Source organism: Kitasatospora sp. NPDC091335, from assembly GCF_044757205.1.
Classification (GTDB): domain Bacteria; phylum Actinomycetota; class Actinomycetes; order Streptomycetales; family Streptomycetaceae; genus Kitasatospora.
The window spans coordinates 162461-181255 of the sequence record NZ_JBIVUM010000006.1; the positions used below are offsets into that span (position 1 = coordinate 162461).

Sequence of the window (18795 nt, forward strand, 5' to 3'; positions counted from 1 at the left end):
GGCGGTGGCCGACGGGATCAGCCGGCGGTCAGGGAGGCCGCGATCGCGGCGCGCAGGTCCTTCTTGCTCACCTTCCCGATCCCGGTGGCCGGAAAGGCCGCGACGAACTCGACCCGGTCGGGCACCTTGTACTCGGCGAGCCCGCGCTGCCGCACGAACCGCTTCAACTCGACGCCCTTCGGGGGTTTCTCACGGTTCTCGGCACGCAGCACCACGTAGGCACAGGTGCGCTCGCCCAGGTACGGGTCGGGCATCGACACCACCGCCGCGTCGTGCACCGCGGGGTGCGCGAGCAGGTGGTTCTCGATCTCCTCGGCGGCGACCTTCTCGCCGCCCCGGTTGATCTGGTCCTTGGCCCGCCCCTCGACCACCAGGTGGCCGGTCGGGGTGCGCCTGACCAGGTCCCCGGTGCGGTAGAAACCGTCCGCGGTGAAGGAGCCGGCGTTGTGCCCGGGCGCGTTCCAGTAGCCGCGGATGGTGTAGGGGCCGCGGGTGAGCAGGTGGCCGGTGGCACCGTCGGGCAGGTCCCGGTCCTGGTCGTCCACCACCCGGACCTCGTCGTCCGGCGAGATCGGCCGGCCCTGGGTGGTGGTGATCAGCTCCTCCGGGTCGTCCAGCCGGGTGTAGTTGACCAGCCCCTCGGCCATCCCGAACACCTGCTGGAGCGTGCAGCCCAGCACCGGGCGTACCCGCCGGGCCGCCTCCTCGCTGAACTTGGCGCCGCCGACCAGCAGCACCTCCAGGCTCTCGTACCCGCGGACACCGCGCTCGGCGGCGTCCATCCAGAGCAGGGCGAGCGGAGGCACCAGCCCGGTGATGGTCACGCCCTCGCGCTCGATCAGCGGGAAGGCCGTCTCCGGGGCGGGCTGCGGGCAGAGCACCACCCGGCCGCCGGCGTACAGCGTGCCGAGCGAACCCGGCGAGCTGAGCGGGAAGTTGTGGGCGGCGGGCAGCACGCACAGGTACACGCTGTCCGGGTCCTGCCCGCACAGTTCGACCGAGCCGCGCAGCGAGTAGATGTAGTCGTCGTGGGTGCGCGGGATCAGCTTCGGCACGCCGGTGCTGCCGCCGGAGAGCTGGAGGAAGGCGACGTCCCCGGGGCCCGGCTCCCCGCCGAAGGCCTCGGGCCCGGGCCCGTCGCAGGGCACGTCGGCGAGCCGGACGTGCTCCCCCGGGTCCTCCCCGGCCACCAGCACCAGACGCAGCGCGGGATTCTCCGACCGTACCCGGGTGGCGAGTTCGCGGTAGTCGTGGCCGCCCTCGACGGCCGGCACCACGTACGCGGCGGCTTCGGTGAAGGAGCAGAAGTACCCGATCTCGGTGTACCGGTGGGCGGGCAGCGCGAAGACCGGCAGCGCGCCGATCCGGAACAGCGCGAAGACGACCTCGAAGAAATCGGCGGCGTTGGGCAGCTGGACCACCACGCGGTCCCCGGCCCGGATGCCGCGGGCGAGCAGTCCGGCGGCCATCCGGTCGGCCCTGCGGTCGAGTTCGGCGTACGTCCAGCGCCGCTCCGCCGAGGCGACGGAGTGGCCGCCCGGGTCGACGACGGCGATCCGCTCACCGTGGGCGGCGGCGCGCTCGCGCAGCATCCGCCCGAAGGTCTCGCCGCGCCAGTACCCGGCGGCCCGGTAGCGCTCGGCGAACTCGGCTGGGTACGGGGTGAATCCTGCGAGAACGGTCTCCAGCGGCGTCACCGGGCCACCCCCGCGGCATCCAGGAAGGTGCGGAACTTGGCGCTGGTCTCGGCGAGTTCGGCCTCCGGCCGGGACTGCTCGACCACCCCGGCGCCGGCGTACACCCGCAGGGTGCGCTCCTCCGCCTCCGCGCAGCGGATGGTGACCACCCACTCGCCGTCGCCGCTCGCGTCCTCCCAGCCGACCATGCCGGTGTAGAGGCCCCGGTCGAACGGCTCGACCTCGCCGATCACCCGGCGCGCGACGTCCGTCGGCGTGCCGCAGACCGCCGGGGTGGGGTGCAGCGCGCAGGCCAGCTCCAGGGCGGAGACGGCGGGGTCGGCCAGCTCGCCGCGGATCGTGGTGGCCAGGTGCCACATCGCCGCCGTCCGTACCAGGGTGGGCCGTTCGGGCACCTCCAGGGTGCGGCAGTACGGCGCCAGCGCCTCGCGGATGGCGTCCACCACGACGGCGTGCTCGTGCAGGTCCTTGGGCGACTCCAGCAGCGCGGCGGCGCGCCGGACGTCCTCGCCGAGGTCCTCGCTGCGCGGCACCGAGCCGGCCAGCGGGTTGGCAAGGACGACCGTTCCCCGCCGGGAGAGCAGGAGTTCGGGGCTGGCACCGATCAGGGTGCGACCCTCGCCGGCCGGGACGGCGAAGGTGTAGCCGCCCGGGTCCCGGCGGGCCAGCCGCTGGAGGATGGCGGGCAGGTCGAACGGCTCGGCGGCGCTCAGCTCCAGCGTCCGCGCCAGCACCACCTTGCTCAACTCCCCGCCGCGCAGCCGCTCGACGGCCTCCGCGACGCCGGCACCGTACGCCTCGGGCGCGGGCACCGGGCGGATCCGCCAGTCGGTCCGCTCGGCCCGCGGCGCGGGCAGGGCGATCAGCGGGTCGTCACCCAGGGCCCCCGCGGTGCGGACCCTGGCGGGGACGGCGAGTTCGACCCGGCTGTCCCGGTCGAACGCCACCGCGCCCACCACCAGGGGCCGTTCGACCCCGGCCTGGCCCGCCTCGGCCAGTGTCTCGGCGACCCGTACGGGCAGCGGACGCCCGTCCTGCGGCACCCGGGCGTGCACGCCGGAGCCGAGCAGGGTGCGGGTCGGCGAGGCGAAGAACGCCTCGTCGGAGCCCGCCCGGTACTGGCCGAGCAGTCCGCTGGCCGCACCGATGACGGCGTGGTCCTGGCTCCCGGCAAGGGAGTTCGCCGGGGCCCCGGGCCCGGCGGGTATCGGGCCGGCAGGGGCGTGGTGCACCGTGGTCACGGTGGTTTCTCCAGTCTGGGACGGTTCTTCGGGAAGGCGAGGAGGAGGGACGGGCGGACGAGCGGGCGGACGGACGGACGGGCGCGAGCGGTACGGCTCAGGCGCGCAGGGTCGCGCCGCCGTCGACGTACAGGTCGTGCATGGTGATGTGCCGCGCCCGTTCGGAGGCCAGGAACACCACGGCTTCCGCGATGTCGGCGGGCGCGGCGATCCGCCCGAGCGGGATGCCGACCCGCCAGGCGCTCGGATCGCCCTCGATCACCCGGCGTTCGGCCGCCTCGGCGTCCTCGCCCCACAGCGCGCGCTGCATCTCGGTGTCGGTCGAGCCGGGCGACACCACGTTGCACCGCACCCCGGACCTGGCCAGTTCCAGCCCCAGGCAGCGGGTGAACATGGTGGCCGCCGCCTTGGACGCCGCGTAGGCGGCCATCCCGGCCCGCGGCACACCGGCGGCGTTGGAGCCGACGGTCACGATCGCCCCGCGCCCGCGGGCCGCCATCAGACGGCCGACGGCGCGGCCGGTGTGGAAGACGCCGGTGGTGTTGACGGCGAAGGTGTCCGCCCAGTCGACGTCGGTGAGTTCGACGACCGGAGCGGTGCGCAGGATTCCCGCGACGTTCACCAGCGTGGCGATCGGGCCGAGCCGGCCCTCGATCGACTCCACGGTGTCGGCCACGGCCCGGGAGTCGGAGACGTCCAGGACGTACGGGCGCACGGACGGAAGCTCGGCGGCCAGGGCTTCGAGCGCACCGGGGTTGCGGTCCACCGCGGCGACAACGGCACCCTCGGCCGCCAGCGCCCGGGCCACGGCCGCACCGATGCCCTGCCCGGCCCCGGTGACCATGGCGACGGCACCGGCGAATTCGGACTGTTGCTGCACAGGACATCCCCTCCGACCAGCAAGATTAGGCTAGGCTAACCTAACACAGCTGTTCGCCCGCGCCGAGAGTCTGTGCGAACGTCAACTCACTCCGGGGGCCTCGCACCGGACGCCCCGCACCGGATTCCGAACCCGGATTCCGGCACCCGGTCGGTGCCGGGTCGGGGTGCGGACCCGCCGCACGTCGCCGTCCGGGAGACCGAGGAGGGCACCGCGGCTCCTACGGCAGGCGGCTCGCGAGGGTCAGGGCGCAGACGCCGACCGGCAGGCCTGCCGGCTCCATCGGCTGAAAGCCACAGAAGTCCGGCACGGCTGGGGAGTTGTACTCACGGACGGTCGGGGAGCCGTGGCCGTGGCGCTCCCCCACCGTGGTCCGACACAGTGTTCCGACGGCCGGGTGGTTCCTCGGCCTCGGCACAGAGGCGGGCGCGCTTCGAGGGGTGGTGGCCTCGGGCTCCCGGGTCCCGGTGGGCGGCGGGGGCGGCGTCAACCTCGACGGGGGCGCAGCCGGTCGGTCGTCAGTTCCCGGTGTCCGCCCACGGCGGCACCCTAGCGCGGTGCGGCGGGGGTGGTCGCAGCCTTCGCCGGGCCCGAAGGGGCCTTCGTGGGGGCCGTGGACGGGGGAGCGGTGGGAGTCGTCTGATCGGCGGTGCCGGGAGCCCCCGGTGCCGGGGCGAGCCCGGTGCAGCCGCGCAGGCCGTCGCGGCGCTTGAGGGCGGCCTCGGCGGTGGCGCCGGTGACCGGTTCCGGGATGCCCTTGTCGTCGATGGTGGCCGGGGTGAACGCCTCGCCGGTCACCTTGCCGTCGGCGGTGAGGGTGAGGGTGGTGACGCCGGTCTCGTTGGAGTTGGCGTAGTTGGAGGTGCCGTACCAGAGGAAGTTGCCGAAGCCGTACCCGATGTAGGTGTTGCCGAGCATGCCCGAGCCCACCATGGTGTGCGCGTGGGTGCCGACCACGGCGGTGGCGCCGGCGGTGGCGAGCTTCTTGGCGATGGTGGTCTGCGGACCGGTCGGACAGGCCTTGCCCTCGTCGCCCCAGTGCAGGTAGACGAGCACCACCGGAGCCTGCTGCTTGGCCGTCTCCACCGCCTTGACCAGCGCCGGGACGTCCAGTGCCGAGGCGATGCCCGGCTTGTTGGCGCCCGCCCGCCACTTCTGGTTGGTGAGGTCCTCGACCTGGCTGGCGGCGACCACCGCGACCTTCACCCCGCGCACGGTGGTGACGTACGGCGCGTACGCCTCCTTGGCGTTGCGCCCGACGCCGACCACCGGGATCGGCGAGGAGTCCTTGGCGGCGAGGGTGTCGGTGAGGCCGTCGGCGCCGAAGTCCACGGCGTGGTTGTTGGCCATCGAGACGACGTCGACGCCTGACTCCTTGAGCGCCGGGAGCGCCTTGGGTGAGGTGCGGAAGGTGTACGTCTTCGGCTCGGGGGCACCGCGCCCGGTGATCGCGGTCTCCAGGTTGAGGACGGACAGGTCGGCGTCGGCCAGGGTGCGGGAGATCGGGCCGAGCGCCGGCTCCCCCGGCTGGACGGCCAGCCGGGCCTCGGTGCGGCCCTCGAAGTGGACGTCCCCGGCGAAGGCCACGGTGATGGTGCCGTCGGGCCGGGGCGGGGCGTTCTTGCCCGGGGCGGTGCCGGAGGGCGAGCCGTCCGTCGCCGAGGACTCGGTCGGCGGGGCGGGTGCGGCGGAGGCCGGGGCCGGGTCGGGGTCGTCCGGCCCACAGGCGGCGACGGCGGTCAGTCCGACGAGCAGCGCGACGGTGGCCGCGGCACGGCGCATGAGTGAAGTCCCCCCGAGGATGATCCAAGAGCGGTCAGCCTACGCCACCGAATCACCACCTCCCGGACCCGATCCCACAACATTCCGGCCACAAAAGGGCGCTGGCGGACGCGGCCCCGTGACGCCGCGCGAACCCGGCCCGGACGGCTGTCCCGGCCCGCCGTACCCCGTCCGGGACCACTGCCCTGGCCCGCCCGTCCCAATCGCCCCGCCCGCCCGGGCCATCCCGTCCCTGGCGCGGAGGCGGGCGGGGCGCGCAGCGTGGGTGTAGAGGGAGCAGGCTTCGTACCCGAGGGCCCGGAGGTGTGACGTGATGGGGAGCAACCGATCCCCCGCCGTGGGCGGCGACCCGTCCCCCGCCGTGAGCGGCAGCCGGGCCTCCCCCGCCCGGGAGCGCCGGATCGTGGTCGGGATCGACGGTTCCGAGCCGTCGAAGGCGGCCCTGCGCTGGGCGGTCGGCCAGGCCGTGCTGACCGGTGCGACGGTGCACGCGGTGGCGGCCTGGGAGTACCCCTCCCTGTACGGGTGGTTCGCGCCGATGGTGGACGACGGCTTCGAACGCACCGCCCGTCGCACGCTGAGCGCGGAGATCAACGAGATCCTCGGCCCGGACCGCCCGGTGGAGGTCCGGGAGAGCCTGGTGCTCGGCCATGCCGCCGAGGTGCTGCTGGACGCGGCCGAGGACGCCGACCTGCTGGTGCTGGGCAGCCGCGGCCGGGGGACCTTCGCCCGGACGCTGCTCGGCTCGGTGTCCACCCGCTGCGCGGTGCACGGGGCCTGCCCGGTGGTGATCATCCGCTCCGGCGGGACGGCCACCGGCCCGCCGCGGTCCGTCACCACCATCGCCGGTGCCGGTGCCGTCATGGGCTCCGGGCAGCCGGCCCCCGGCGCCGTGCGCACCAAGGACTGGCAACTCAGCCTGCACGTGGTCGAGGACGCCGACACCACCCGGGTGCACGCCGTGCTGGACGCCGACGGGAACGTCCTGCACAGCGACGCCCGCTCCCGCCGCAACCCGGGGGACGCCCCGGTCCCGGAGGTCGGCGACGAGTTCGCCGTCGGCCGCGCCCTGGTGGACCTCGGCCACCAGTTGCTGCGCGCCGGTGTCCACGGCGCCACCGGACCCACCGAGGAGTGAGTGCCGGGCGACGACGCGAGCACCGCCGCGTGACACTGGTCCGCGGTGTGGGCACCAGGCCCACCGAGGAATGAGCGCCGGGCCCGCGGTGTGCGCACCGACCGGGCGGGTGCGCCATGCTGAATCGCCGCACCGCCCCTCCCACGCCCCGACCGGAAGAGCCGCACCCCGCCATGGACACCAGCCCGGCCCCCGAAACCCCGGCCCCCGACGGAGGCCACTCCCCCGCTCCGTCGTCCGACTCCGCCCCGGGCCTCGGCCCCGGCACCGGCCCCACCGCGGACCTCACCCCTGATCTCACCCCGGACTTCACCCCCGCCGAGCGCGCCCGGGGCCGGGCGCTCCGCCGGGCCCAGCTGCCGTGGGCGCTGGGCGGGCGGCTGGCGGGCCTGGCGCTGACCCTGCTGCTCGGCCTCACCCCGGCCGGCGCCGCCCTGGTGACGGCCGTCGGCGGCCGGCTCGGCGGTTCCAGGACGGCCGAGGTACTGGCCGGCGCAACGGCCCTGGTACTGCTCGGCCAGGCGCTGCAACTGCCGTTCGGAGCCGGGGCGCGGACCGTCCGGGCCAGGTACGGGCTGGTGACCCAGGGTTGGGCCGGCTGGGCGCTGGACGCCGTACGCGGTCTCGTCCTCACCCTCGTCCTCGTCCTCCCGCTCGCGCTCGGGCTGTTCGCACTGACCGCCTGGTCCCCGCAGCGCTGGTGGCTGCCGGCGGCGGGCGCGGCGGCGCTGCTGACGGCCGCGCTCTCCTTCCTCCACCCGCTGCTGATCGAGCCGGTGTTCAACCGCTTCTCCCCGATGCCCCCGGGCGAGCTGCGCACCGCCCTGCTGGCACTGGCGGAGCGGGACGGCGTCCGGGTCCGGGACGTCCTGGTGGCGGACGCCTCCCGCCGCACCACCGCGCTCAACGCGTACGTCTCCGGGTTCGGGGCGACCCGCAGGATCGTCGCCTACGACACGCTGCTCACCGCCGCCACGCCGCGCGAGGTGGAGCTGGTGGTCGCGCACGAGCTGGGCCACGTGAAGCACCGGGACGTGCCGGTCGGCACCGCGCTGGGCGCGCTCGGCGCGGCCGTCGCGGTGGCCGCCCTCGGACTGCTGTCGGCCTGGCGCCCGCTGCTGGACGCCGCCGGGGCGACGGACGCCGCGGACCCCAGGGCGCTGCCGCTGCTGGCGGCGCTCGCGGCGCTGCTGGGCGCGCTGTCGGGGCCGCTACAGTGCGCGGTGAGCCGCCGGATCGAGGCCAGGGCGGACCGGCACGCGCTCGAACTGACCGATGACGCCGAGCAGTTCGTGGCGATGCAGCGCAGACTGGCGGTGGCGAACGTCTCCGATGTCGACCCGCCGAGGGTGCTTGAGCTACTGTTCGCCACTCACCCGAGTGCGACCAGCCGGATCGCCGCTGCCCGCGTCTGGCAGGCCACACCGGAGCGGCGAGCGCCGGAGCGACGCGCGACCCCGGGCGAATATGTTGTATAGTGCAACAAATATCGAGGAGGTAGGAACGCCGTGCCCGGCCGCCAGTCGTCCATCGAGACCATCCAGCGCGAGCTGACCGCCTTCGCCCGCCGCGCCCGGCACAAGGCCTCCCAGCTGCACCCCGACCTCTCCCTGGTCACCTACAGCATCCTCGACCTGATCACCGAGCGCGGCGGCTGCCGGGCCGCCGACGTGGCCGCGCACTTCATGCTCGACAAGTCCACCGTCAGCCGTCAGGTCACCGCGCTGGAGAAGCTCGGCCTGCTGGCCCGCGAGACCGACCCCGACGACCAGCGCGGCCAGATCCTGCGTGCCACCGAGGCCGGGCTCACCCTGCTGCGGGACGCCAACGAGCAGCGCCGCCTCTCGTTCACCGCGCGCTTCACCGAGTGGTCCGACGACGACGTCGCCCGCTTCGCCGCCTACCTGGCCCGCTACGGCGACGAGGGCTGAGGAAGGCCGAAGAGGGCCCCGGCAACCGGCCGGAGAACGGCCGGTGCGGCGCCTCCGGGTGCGCCCCGCCACCTCCACGGTGTACAGAGGAGGAGTGCCCCTCCGGCAGCGCCCCGATGCGCCGCACCCACCCCCCGCGCCGCATCCACCCGACCGCCGCCGCGCCTGGCGGCCCGACCGCCGGGTGCTGACGGCGCTCACCCTCGCGCTGATCGTGCTGATCACCGTGGTCGACATCCTCTCCCCGCCGGAGATCCACCTCGGACCGCTGCTGATCGTCGCCCCCGCCCTCACCGCCTCCTTCGCCGGCCCCCGGGCCACCGCCGGGGTCGCCGCGCTCGCGTTCGCCGCGCTGACCGTCATCGGCGCCGTCCGCGACAGCCTGACCAGCGCCAACATCGAGACCCAGCTGAGCGCGCAGCTGATCGTCTCGGTCCTGATCGTCGGACTGCGGGTGCTGCGCGAGCGGCACGAACGGGAGCTGGCCCGGGTGCGCTCGGTGTCCGAGGCCGCCCAGCGGGTACTGCTGCGCCCGCTGCCGGAGCGGATCGGGCCGCTGCACCTGGCCTCCGTCTACCTGGCCGCCGAGGCCGAGGCCCAGGTCGGCGGCGACCTGTACGCGGCCGCCCGGACCGCCACCGGCACCCGGCTGCTGGTCGGCGACGTGCGCGGCAAGGGCCTGTCCTCGCTCGGCGACGCGGCCCTGCTGCTCGGCGCCTTCCGCGCCGCCGCGCACCTGCACGCCGAGCTGCCCGACCTGGCCGCCTACCTGGACGGCAGCGTCAGCTGGGACCTCGCCCAGCTCGCCGAACAGTCCCGACGGGACCGGTGGGACCGGCAGGACTCACGGGCCGCACGGGATGGACGGGACCGGCAGCCCCGGCCGACGCTGTCCGCACTGGCCCGTCCGGCGCCCGAGGAACCGCCCGAGGAAAGCAGCGAGTCCGGGGAGTCCTTCATCACCGCGGTGCTGCTCGACATCCCCGACGACGGCTCCCCGGTCCGCCTGATCGACTGCGGCCACCCGCCCCCGCTGCTGCTGAGCGGCGGCGGCATCACCACCCTGGCCGCCCGCCATCCCGCCCCGCCGCTGGGCCTCGGCGAGCTCGCGCCGGTGCGGTACGAGGTGGAGACCGTCCCGTTCCACCCCGGCGACCGGCTGCTGATCTACACCGACGGCGTGATCGAGGCCCGCGACGCCCAGCGGCGCTTCTACCCGCTCACCGAACGCGTCGCCGCCTGGCGCGCCGAACGCCCCGCCGCCCTGCTCCACCACCTCCGCCGCGATCTGCTCGCCCACGTCGGCGGCCGGCTGGACGACGACGCGGCCATGGTCGTGGTCGAGCGGCTGTGGTGAGGGACCGCGGCCGACGCCGGACCGACGGACCGACGGACCGACGGACAGGTCGCGGCTCCCCGACGACGGGTAACGGATGACAGATGACAGATTTCAGCTTCTGAAATCTGTCATCTGTTGGCCGTTATCTGCTCCGGGCCGGCGCCGAACGCATGGGTGAGGAACTCCCGGCCCGGCCGTCGCCGCAAGAGCCCGACGACAGACCCGAGGACGAGCAGGGCGGACAGGACGGCGGCCGCCCGGGGGCAGCGGGCGTGGAGGAGGCTGGACGACACGACGGGGCTCCTTTCCACGGGAGCCCGGACGGCCCCCGATCGCGGTGCCACCACGATGACCCCCGTACCCCCTCCCGCACATGTACCGAACGGCACACCCCGAGCGGCGACACCCCCGCCCACCCCGGCCCGCCCCTGCCGATCGGCAGGGGCAGGCGCAGGGAAACAGGCAGGCGCAGGGGCAGGACACCCGGCGTCAGGCCGTCAGGCCACGCCCCGCACGTACGGCGTCGTCGTGCTCAGCCAGGCGAAGCCGAGACGCTGGAGGATGGGACGGCTCTGGTCGCTAGCGTCGACCTGGAGGTACTGGTAGCCGAGGTCGGCCGCGAGGCGGGCGCGGTGGGCGACGAGGGCGCGGTAGATGCCCCGGCCACGCCACTCCGGCGCGGTGCCGCCGCCCCAGAGCCCGGCGAACCCGGTGCCCGGGATCAGCTCCATCCGGGCGCCGCTGACCGGACGGTCCCCGGCCATCGCGACGACCATGCTGACCGTCTCGGTGCCTGCTCGCAGCTGGTCGAGCATCCGCTCGCGCAGGCCGGGGTGCTCCGCGCCGAAGGCCAGGGCATGGGCCTCCATCAGCAGCTCCACCCCGGCCGGGTCCGTCACCGGGAGCAGCCGGACGCCCTCGGGCAGCGCGGAATCGGTGGGCAGGTCGGCGATCCGGGCGATCATCAGCGCCTCGTCCGGCTCCGGGGTGAAGCCGGCCGCCAGCAGCCGGGCGCCGAGGTCGGCGGGCCGGTCGTGGGAATAGGCCTTCCACTCGAACTCCAGCCCCAGCCCGGCGAAGTGGCGCACCTGCGCGGCGATCGCCGCGTCCGCTCCCGCCTCGTCCAGGCCGGACCAGACCACGCCGTTCCAGCTGTGCTCCGCGCCGACCTGCCGGACCACCGCGCCGTCGCGTTCGACGCGGCAGCCGGGGTCGGGCGGCGCGTTGCGCCGGAGTCGGTCGTCGTACAGGGCGAGCACCTCGTCATGATCCATCCGCTCACTCCAGCACGGCACGGGAACGCGCGCCATCGAGTTTCCCCGCCACCGGCCGCGGGCCGCGGGCCCCGACGGACGTCACGTCCGCGCCGGACGTCCGGTCACCGACGGACGCCCCCCGACGGACGCCCGGCCCCCTGCCCGGAACCGGCCGGAGCGGATCGCCTCGCTCGGCGCCTCCGCACCCATGATGGAGTCCAACAGGGCCACGGACTCGCCGAGTTCGTCCATCCGCCGGGTGATCCGGGCACGTTCCCCGGCCAGGACCGCGAGCAGTTCCGGGCAGGTCGGGCCGGGCCGGCGCCGCCCGGGGAGCGGCAAGCCGTGGAGGACCTCGGCGATCACGGCGCTGTTGAGCCCGGCCGCGAGAAGGGTGCGGATGCCGCGGACGGTCTCCACGTCCCGCTCGCCGTACTCGCGGTAGCCGCTGGGGCGGCGCTCGGGGGCGAGCAGCCCCTGTTCCTCGTAGTAGCGCAGGGCGCGCGGGGTGACGCCGGCCCGCCGGGCGAGTTCTCCGATCCGCATCGCGGTACCTCCTGTGGCCACACGTCCGCCTGGACCCTCCACCCGGACTCTCCGCGCCGGCTCCGCGTCGCGCCGCTCCATCGCGCCGCCCCGTCGCGGTCCTCCGCCTTGACTCTGCCGTCGGCGTGAAGCTCTAGCGTAACCGCCATGCCGAACGAACGATCTTCCTCAACCACCCTCACCCGTACCGCCGTTGCCGTGCTGGGCCTGGGCCCGATGGGCCGGGCGCTGGCCGGGGCGCTGCGGGGCGCCGGCCATCCGGTCGTCGTGTGGAACCGCACGCCGGGCCGGGACTCCGAGCTCCTCGCCCTCGGCGCGCGGTCTGCCGCGAGCGCCGCCGAGGCGGTGGCGGACGCCCCGCTCGTCCTGCTCTGCGTCCGCGACCAGCCGGCCGCCCGGGCCGTGCTGGAGGCCGCCGGGCCCGCGCTGCGCGGCCGGACCGTCGTCAACGCCACCTCGATCGCGCCGGGCGACGCACGGGCGAACACCGTCGACGCCGAGGCCCGGGGCTTCGACCTCCTGGACGCCGCCATCCTCACCCCCACCCCGACCATCGGCCGCCCGGAGGGCACCGTCCTGCTGAGCCGCGACGCCGCGGTCTTCGCCGCCCACGAGGCGACGCTGCGGGCGCTGGGCACCGTACGGCACATGGGTGCGGACCCCGGCCGGGCCGCGGCCTTCGACGCGGCCCTGCTCGACCTGTTCTGGACCACCGTGCACGGCTGGCTGCACGCCCTGGCCCTGGCCCGTGCCGAGGGCATCGGCGGCGCCGAACTCGCGCCGTACGCCCAGGGGTTGCCGCGCATGCTGCCGCCGCTGATCGACGACTTCGCCCGGCGCGCTGACGAGCGCCGGCACCCGGGCGACCGGAGCAGCCTCGCCTCCGCGGAGGCCGGGCTGGCGCACGTCGCCCACACCGCCCGGGCGCGCGGCCTGGACACCTCCGTACTGGACGCGGCACTGGCGCTCACCCGGCGGGCGGTCGCGGCCGGGCACGGGCCGGAGGGGGTGTCCGCCCTGGTCGAGCTGCTCGCGGCGGAGCCCGGCCTCCCCGGCCGGCCGTAGCACCGGCGGCACGACCGCACTGCCGCACAGCCGCGCTGCCTCACTGCCGCACTGCCGCACGACCGCACGACCGCACGACCGCACGACCGCCCTACTGCGCCAGGTACCCGCCGTCCACCGGCAGCACGACCCCGGTGACGAAGGACGCGTCGTCGGAGGCGAGGAAGAGGACGGCGGCCGCGACCTCGGCCGGGTCGCCGAGCCGGCCCATCGGGTGCAGCTTCTCGATCGCCGCGAGGTACTCGGAGCCGCCGGGCTCGTCGTACAGCCGGGCGACGCGCTCGGTGGTGATGGTGCCGGGGGCGACGGCGTTGACCCGGATGCCGCGGTCGGCCCACTCGACGGCGAGGTGCTTGGTGAGGCCGGAGGCGACGAACTTGGCGGGCCCGTACACCGCCTGGCCGCGCTGGCCGGCCTCGCCGGAGATGGAGGAGAGGCAGACGATCGAGCCGCCGGGCCGCTCCTGCGCGGTCATCGCCTCGATCGCGTACTTGCAGGTGAGGAACATGCCGCGGCCGTCCACGGCCATCACGTGGTCCCAGTCCTCGGCGGTGGCCTCGGTGATCTCCATCAGCGGGATGACCCCGGCGTTGGCCACCAGGACGTCCAGCCGCCCGTGCCGCTCGACGGCGGCGGCCACCATCCGGCGGGCGTCCGCGTCGTCGGCCACGTCGCCGACCACCGTGCTGACGGCGCCCGGGAACTGCCCGGCCAGCCGGCCCAGCCCGGCCGCGTCCACATCGGTGGCGACCACCGACGCGCCCTCCCGGACGAATCGTTCGGCGGTGGCCCGCCCGATGCCACTGGCCGCGCCCGTCACCACACAGGAGCGGCCGGCCAGCCGCCCGGCCGCGGGGGTTCCCGCGTTCACAGTCACCATGGCGGCGACTCTACCCAGCGGGCGGGCGGGAGCGGGGGCCCTTCGGCCGGGGCGCCGGATCCGGCCGGTCGGGGGCTCGAAAGTCGCCGGGTGGAAACGACGGCAGCGACGGCCGGGACCGTCAGTACGGTCCCGTCCGTCGCTGCCGTCAATGCCGTCCCGGCCGTCCCGTCCGTCGCTGCTGTCAATGCCGTCCCGGCCGTCGCTGCCGTCAATGCCGGCTGGACCGCGGGAGCTACACCCGCGCGTCCGTGGCCAGCGCCTCCGCCACGGGGAGGTTGGGCTGCGGGTGGGTGAGCAGGTGCACGCCCGCCGCCAGCGCGCCGCCGACCAGCGGGGCGAGCAGGAACAGCCACAGCTGCGAGAGCGCGTCGCCGCCCGCGAAGAGCGCCGGGCCGAAGCTGCGCGCCGGGTTGACCGAGGTGCCGGTGAGCGGGATGCCGACCAGGTGGACGACCACCAGCGCGACGCCGATCGGCAGCCCGTCGAAGCCGACCGCGGCCAGCCGGTGGGTGACCGACAGGACGACGTAGACCAGCAGGAAGGTGAGGACGACCTCGGTCAGGAACGCGCCGCCGGCGTTGATGTGCATCTGGGAGCGCTCGCCCCAGCCGTTGGTGCCGAGCTTGCCGTGGGTCTCCAGGCCCGGTATCTGCTTGGCCAGCAGCAGGACCAGTGCCGCGCCGGCGGTGCCGCCGAGCAGCTGCGCGATCCAGTACGACACCGCCGTGCGCGCGTCGATCCGGCGGGCCAGCAGGAAGCCGAGCGTCACCGCCGGGTTGACGTGGCAGCCGGAGATCGGCCCCAGCGCGTACGCGAGCGCGAGCAGCACGAAGCCGAACGCGAACGCGATGCCCACCGGGCCGATCGCCTCCCCCGCGAGCACGGCCGCACCCACCGCCAGCAGCACCAGCAGCAGAGTCCCGAGGAACTCGCCGATCACCGCCCGCCTGTCCGTTCCACCCATACGCCTGGTCCTCCTGACCGTCAGGGCAGGCGGTTAGGTGCCGCCCACGTTCGGCCAACCCTGGTCGACCGTTCGAGGGACCGCATGTCGGCCGAACGGCCCACCGCCGTGTTCACGGCGCGCCCGCCTGCCGAATTACTCCGAACGGATGAAACCGTACGGAAATGGCAAGGCTTACGCAAAACGGTCATAGGTGATCAAGGCGGGTCAGGGTGGGCGGAGGCCGGCCCGGCGGCCGGGCGGCGGACGCCTGTCAGACCGTCAGCACGATCTTGCCGCGCACGTGCCCGGCCTCACTGACCCGGTGCGCCTCGGCCGCCTCCGCCAACGGGAACACCCGGTGCAGCGGCAGCCTCAGGGTGCCCGCCTCGTGCAGGGCGAGCGCGGCCGCGTAGGCACTCCGGTGGTAGGGCTCGACGCCCTCGGCCCCGCCGTTGAAACGGACGCCGTGCTCCTGCGCGCCCTCGATGTCGGCGATCGTCAGCACCCGGTCCGCACTGCCCGTCAGCTCGATCGACAGCGGCAGCACCCCGCCCCGCCCGGCCGCGTCCAGCGCCCGGTCCACCCCGCCCGGGGCGGCCGCCCGCACCCGCTCGGCCAGGCCCTCGCCGTACGTCACCGGGATCGCGCCGAGCTCCCGCAGGTGCGCGTGGTTCGGCTCGCTCGCGGTGCCGACCACGGTGATCCCGCGCGCCCGGGCGAACTGGAGCAGCACGGTGCCCACCCCGCCGGCGGCGCCGTGCACCAGCAACGTCTCGCCGGACCGCACACCGAGGACGTCGAGGGCCCGCTCGGAGGTCTCGGCGGCCGTCGGGATCGCGACGGCCTCCTCCCAGCCCAGCGTGGCGGGCTTGTGCGCCAGCCTCGCCACGTCCACCACCGCGTGCTCGGCGTAGCCGCCGCCCATCGGCGCGCCGAACACCTCGTCGCCGGGCGCGAAGCCGCTCACCCCGGCGCCGACGGCCTCGACCACACCGGACACCTCGAAGCCCGGCACGATGGGGAACGCGAACGGGAACAGCCCGGCCAGCTCGCCGGTGCGCAGCCTGCGGTCCGCCGGGTTGACGCCCGCCGCGCGGACCGCGACCCGCACCTGACCGGGGCCGGGGACGGGCAGGTCGATGTCGGTCAGGCGCAGTACGTCCGCGCCGCCGAACTCGGAGTAGGAGATCGCCTTGGTCATGGAAGGCCCTTCGGTTCCAGGGGAGTTGGTTTCTCCCGACACCTCCATCCTGGAACCGGGGCCGGACACGACCAGCCGGTCCTTCGGAGGGTTCGACCTGTCCGAACGGCCAGGCGGGATCGACGGCACCCGAACTAGGCTGGGCCGCATGGACGGCATCGACGGCATGGACGGCACGGACGACGCGGACGGCACGACTGCCAGGGGCGGCACGAGCGGCACGGACGGCACCCCCGAGGCCTGGCGGCAGCACTGGGGCCGCCCCGAGGACGCGCTGGCCCGCGCCGTCGAGGTGCTGCGCGCTCCCCGGCCCGACGTCCTGCCGCGGCTGTCCGAGGTGCTCGCCACCCTCGTCCCGCACACCGCGCTCGCCCAGCTCAGCGGCGTCTGCACGTTCAGCCCCACCCGCAGCTGCGGCCCGGCCGAGCTGACCGGGGCGATCAGCGCGCTGGACCTGTCCCGGCTGGCCGAACGCGCCGCCGGGACGACCTCGGCCGGCCGGCCCTGGCAGGGCGAAGCCGAACTCGCCGGACGGCCCCGGCCACTGGTGGTCACCGCGGCCACACCGGGCGACGACAACGGCGCCGTCCTGGTCCTCGTCCGGTCGGACACCGCGCCGGTGCCACCCGGGGCGCTCGCCGTCCTGCAACAGCTGTGGGACCTGGTCATCGCCCACTCCGACCACCGCGCCACCGACGCCGCCCCCACCCAGACGGCCGCCTCCCGCGCCTCCGCCAACGGTCGCGCCCGCGCCATCGCCGAGTTCACCGGCACCCACAGCGCGGCGCTCACCGCGATCCTGGCGCCGCTGCGCTCGGCCGACCTGGACGACGCCACGGCCCGCCGGCACGCCACCGAGCTGGCCGTCACCGCCCTGCTCGACCTGCGCCGGAGCGCCGAACTGGACCGCACCCTCAGCGAGCAGCCCGCCGACGCCGCCTTCGCCCGGCTGGTGCGCGAGCTGCGCCCGCTGCTGCGGCACACCCGGGTCCGCCTCGACGTCGCGCCGCCGGCGCAGGCCGACCGGTCCGTCCCCACGGACGCCGCGCACACCGCCCGCGACGCCGTCCGGGCGGCCGTGCTGCTGATGCTGGAGCAGGAGAAGCCGACCCGGCTGCACGTGAGCTGGCGGTTCACGGCCGACGGCCTGCTGCGCGCCGTGGTGCGCGGCGACGGCCTCGGCCTGCTCGCCGCCGACGCCCTCACCGTCCACCGCACCGTCGACCGCATCACCGCCCTCGGCGGACGCCACGGCGTCGAGGCCGTGCCCGGCTGGGGCACCACGGTGACCGTCGACCTCCCGCTCGCCCTGCCCGAACCCTCCCTCTCCGGGGACCCGTTGGACGGCCTCCAGCCGCGCGAGCTGGAGGTCCTCGACGAACTGGCCCTGGGCCGCCGCAACCGGGACATCGCGGCGACGCTGCACATCAGCGAGTCGACGGTGAAGTTCCACGTCGCCAACATCCTCGCCAAGCTCGGCGTCTCCTCACGCGGCGAGGCCGCCGCCCTGGCCCACCGCGCCGGACTGCCGCGCGGGCCGGTCGGACTGCACGCGGCATCCTGAACACCCCGCCCCGAGAGGAGACCCCGTGCCCGACCCGACCACCTGCGGCCCGGCCGCCTGCGACCCCACTACCTGGGACCCGGCCGCCCCCGGCATCCTGCGACTGCCCTCCGGCCGGCTGCTGCGCGGCCGCGGCCTCAGCCGCCCGCTGCCGCCGGGCCCGCCGCCGGCCTTCGGCCTCTACCTGCTGGGCCGCCCGCCGACCGTCGACTGGCCGAGCCGCTGGGTGCGCTGGCCCGACTTCCGCCTCCCGACCGACCGCGCGGACGCCGCCGACGCCTTCCACGAGGCCTGGGAGCGATCGGCCACCGAACGCGTCGAACTCGCCTGCGCCGGCGGCCGCGGCCGCACCGGCACCGCCCTCGCCTGCATCGCCGTCCTGGACGGCGTCCCGGCCGCCGAGGCGGTGGCCTACGTGCGCGAGCACTACAGCCGGCACGCCGTCGAGACCCCGTGGCAGCGCAAGTTCGTGGAGCGGCTGGGAAGGTGACACACCGTGGCCGCGGGGCGCGGGGCGCGGGTCACACGCTCATGCCGTAGCCCAGCTCCTCCGCCGCGACGCACCAGAAGGCGTTCTCGTCGGCGACGGCCTCGGCGTCGAGCTCCGCGAACCGCTCCAGCAAGGCTTCGGTGAGCTCGTCGGCGTCCCGCTCGGCCAGGTCCACGGCCTCGTTCCCGTCCAGCCCCTCGTCCGGCCCCGCACCGGGGCCGTCGTACGCGTCGGCCTCGGCGGCGGCCTTCTCGTAGGCGCGGGTGAAGGCGACGAACGCCTCGACGCCGGAGTTCACCAGCTGGGGTTCGCCGCCCTCCGGCAGGCACCACAGCGAGCCGTCCTCCCGCCGCACCCCGAGGGCACTCACCTCGGGATCCACCGCGACCAGGACGTACCGCACCCCGTCGACCGCGCGTTCCGTCAGCGGCCCCTCCTGCCAGGCCCCGGGGTAGGGGCAGCGGGCGGCGCATCCGGCCAGGAGTGAGGAGAGTTCGGCATCGTTCATACCGGGAGAACCTAGCCTCCGCCTCCGACAGGCAGGTCCGCCCGGATGGTCGCCCGGCAACGGGACGAGGCGGACCGCCGCCGGGTGCTCGTCGCGGTCCGTCCCGAGGCCCTGGAGCGCTTCGGGACGGTGTGGCGCGAGCTGTTCACCGACTGGACGGCCGTCTTCGCCGAGGACACCGAGGCCGAACTCGCCTTCCTGCTACGGCACATGAACCGCACGGTCGAACTCGGCCACCGACAGGCCGCCCGCCTGGCGGCCATGGGGTCCGGCCCGGTGGACTCCCTCAGGCCCGGGGCCGAGCCGGAGTCCGCCGGCGTCCGAGCCG

At 75.2% G+C, this 18795-nt stretch carries 18 protein-coding genes; 7 read left to right on the top strand and 11 right to left on the bottom strand.

Annotation, left to right across the window (positions count from 1 at the left end):
* Positions 1-17 precede the first annotated feature (17 nt).
* The 4 genes from ACIQOW_RS16340 to ACIQOW_RS16355 all read right to left on the bottom strand — a co-directional run bounded on the left by ACIQOW_RS16340 (position 18) and on the right by ACIQOW_RS16355 (position 5600).
* Positions 18-1697 carry a (2,3-dihydroxybenzoyl)adenylate synthase gene (locus tag ACIQOW_RS16340; RefSeq protein ID WP_401084846.1) on the bottom strand — a complete coding sequence of 560 codons (1680 nt, stop codon included), beginning with the start codon at positions 1695-1697 and terminating at the stop codon, positions 18-20.
* On the bottom strand, positions 1694-2905 hold the full coding sequence (gene dhbC / locus ACIQOW_RS16345) for an isochorismate synthase DhbC (RefSeq protein ID WP_401085292.1): 1212 nt from the start codon (positions 2903-2905) through the stop codon (positions 1694-1696). The genes ACIQOW_RS16340 and dhbC overlap by 4 nt, the downstream gene beginning before the upstream one ends.
* Positions 2906-3035: 130 nt before the next feature.
* A complete protein-coding gene (locus ACIQOW_RS16350; RefSeq protein ID WP_401084848.1) occupies positions 3036-3818 on the bottom strand; it encodes a 2,3-dihydro-2,3-dihydroxybenzoate dehydrogenase in 783 nt (260 codons plus the stop codon).
* A 549-nt stretch (positions 3819-4367) separates the two neighbouring features.
* Positions 4368-5600 carry a CapA family protein gene (locus ACIQOW_RS16355; RefSeq protein ID WP_401084851.1) on the bottom strand — a complete coding sequence of 411 codons (1233 nt, stop codon included), beginning with the start codon at positions 5598-5600 and terminating at the stop codon, positions 4368-4370.
* A 313-nt stretch (positions 5601-5913) separates the two neighbouring features.
* Between ACIQOW_RS16355 and ACIQOW_RS16360 the strand changes: the two genes are divergently transcribed.
* The 4 genes from ACIQOW_RS16360 to ACIQOW_RS16375 all read left to right on the top strand — a co-directional run bounded on the left by ACIQOW_RS16360 (position 5914) and on the right by ACIQOW_RS16375 (position 10026).
* Positions 5914-6738: a universal stress protein gene (locus tag ACIQOW_RS16360; protein ID WP_401084853.1), complete on the top strand. Its 825-nt coding sequence runs from the start codon at positions 5914-5916 to the stop codon at positions 6736-6738.
* Positions 6739-6911: 173 nt separating this feature from the next.
* Positions 6912-8216 carry a M48 family metalloprotease gene (locus ACIQOW_RS16365; protein ID WP_401084856.1) on the top strand — a complete coding sequence of 435 codons (1305 nt, stop codon included), beginning with the start codon at positions 6912-6914 and terminating at the stop codon, positions 8214-8216.
* Between the two features lie 30 nt (positions 8217-8246).
* Positions 8247-8669: a MarR family winged helix-turn-helix transcriptional regulator gene (locus ACIQOW_RS16370; RefSeq protein WP_188299000.1), complete on the top strand. Its 423-nt coding sequence runs from the start codon at positions 8247-8249 to the stop codon at positions 8667-8669.
* A 184-nt stretch (positions 8670-8853) separates the two neighbouring features.
* Positions 8854-10026 (top strand): PP2C family protein-serine/threonine phosphatase, encoded by a 1173-nt coding sequence (locus ACIQOW_RS16375; RefSeq protein ID WP_401085295.1) that lies wholly within the window; start codon positions 8854-8856, stop codon positions 10024-10026.
* 110 nt (positions 10027-10136) lie between these two features.
* Here the strand turns inward: ACIQOW_RS16375 and ACIQOW_RS16380 are convergent, their stop codons facing one another.
* The 3 genes from ACIQOW_RS16380 to ACIQOW_RS16390 form a co-directional block, all read right to left on the bottom strand.
* Complete coding sequence (locus ACIQOW_RS16380) at positions 10137-10301, bottom strand: hypothetical protein (protein ID WP_401084860.1); 165 nt, start codon at positions 10299-10301, stop codon at positions 10137-10139.
* 204 nt (positions 10302-10505) lie between these two features.
* Entirely contained in the window at positions 10506-11282 is a 777-nt protein-coding gene (locus tag ACIQOW_RS16385; protein ID WP_401084863.1) for a GNAT family N-acetyltransferase, read from the bottom strand.
* A gap of 81 nt (positions 11283-11363) precedes the next feature.
* A complete protein-coding gene (locus ACIQOW_RS16390; protein WP_401084866.1) occupies positions 11364-11810 on the bottom strand; it encodes a MerR family transcriptional regulator in 447 nt (148 codons plus the stop codon).
* 147 nt (positions 11811-11957) lie between these two features.
* Here ACIQOW_RS16390 and ACIQOW_RS16395 point away from each other — a divergent pair, with 147 nt between their 5' ends.
* Complete coding sequence (locus ACIQOW_RS16395; protein WP_401084869.1) at positions 11958-12875, top strand: NAD(P)-dependent oxidoreductase; 918 nt, start codon at positions 11958-11960, stop codon at positions 12873-12875.
* 91 nt (positions 12876-12966) lie between these two features.
* Here the strand turns inward: ACIQOW_RS16395 and ACIQOW_RS16400 are convergent, their stop codons facing one another.
* From ACIQOW_RS16400 to ACIQOW_RS16410, 3 genes are all read right to left on the bottom strand, one after another.
* Positions 12967-13755 (bottom strand): SDR family NAD(P)-dependent oxidoreductase, encoded by a 789-nt coding sequence (locus ACIQOW_RS16400; RefSeq protein ID WP_401084872.1) that lies wholly within the window; start codon positions 13753-13755, stop codon positions 12967-12969.
* A gap of 235 nt (positions 13756-13990) precedes the next feature.
* Positions 13991-14722 carry an MIP family channel protein gene (locus ACIQOW_RS16405; RefSeq protein WP_401084875.1) on the bottom strand — a complete coding sequence of 244 codons (732 nt, stop codon included), beginning with the start codon at positions 14720-14722 and terminating at the stop codon, positions 13991-13993.
* A gap of 253 nt (positions 14723-14975) precedes the next feature.
* Positions 14976-15905 (bottom strand): NADP-dependent oxidoreductase, encoded by a 930-nt coding sequence (locus tag ACIQOW_RS16410; protein ID WP_401084878.1) that lies wholly within the window; start codon positions 15903-15905, stop codon positions 14976-14978.
* A gap of 148 nt (positions 15906-16053) precedes the next feature.
* On the opposite strand from ACIQOW_RS16410, the gene ACIQOW_RS16415 reads away from it, so the two are divergent.
* The gene (locus ACIQOW_RS16415) at positions 16054-17469 is read left to right on the top strand and encodes a LuxR C-terminal-related transcriptional regulator (protein ID WP_401084880.1); all 1416 of its coding nucleotides are present in this window, start codon (positions 16054-16056) and stop codon (positions 17467-17469) included.
* Between the two features lie 25 nt (positions 17470-17494).
* On the top strand, positions 17495-17959 hold the full coding sequence (locus tag ACIQOW_RS16420; protein ID WP_401084883.1) for a protein phosphatase: 465 nt from the start codon (positions 17495-17497) through the stop codon (positions 17957-17959).
* Between the two features lie 31 nt (positions 17960-17990).
* Here ACIQOW_RS16420 and ACIQOW_RS16425 read toward each other — a convergent pair whose 3' ends face one another.
* Positions 17991-18467, bottom strand: coding sequence for an SUKH-4 family immunity protein (locus ACIQOW_RS16425; protein ID WP_401084886.1), 477 nt, complete (start codon positions 18465-18467; stop codon positions 17991-17993).
* Positions 18468-18795 lie beyond the last annotated feature (328 nt).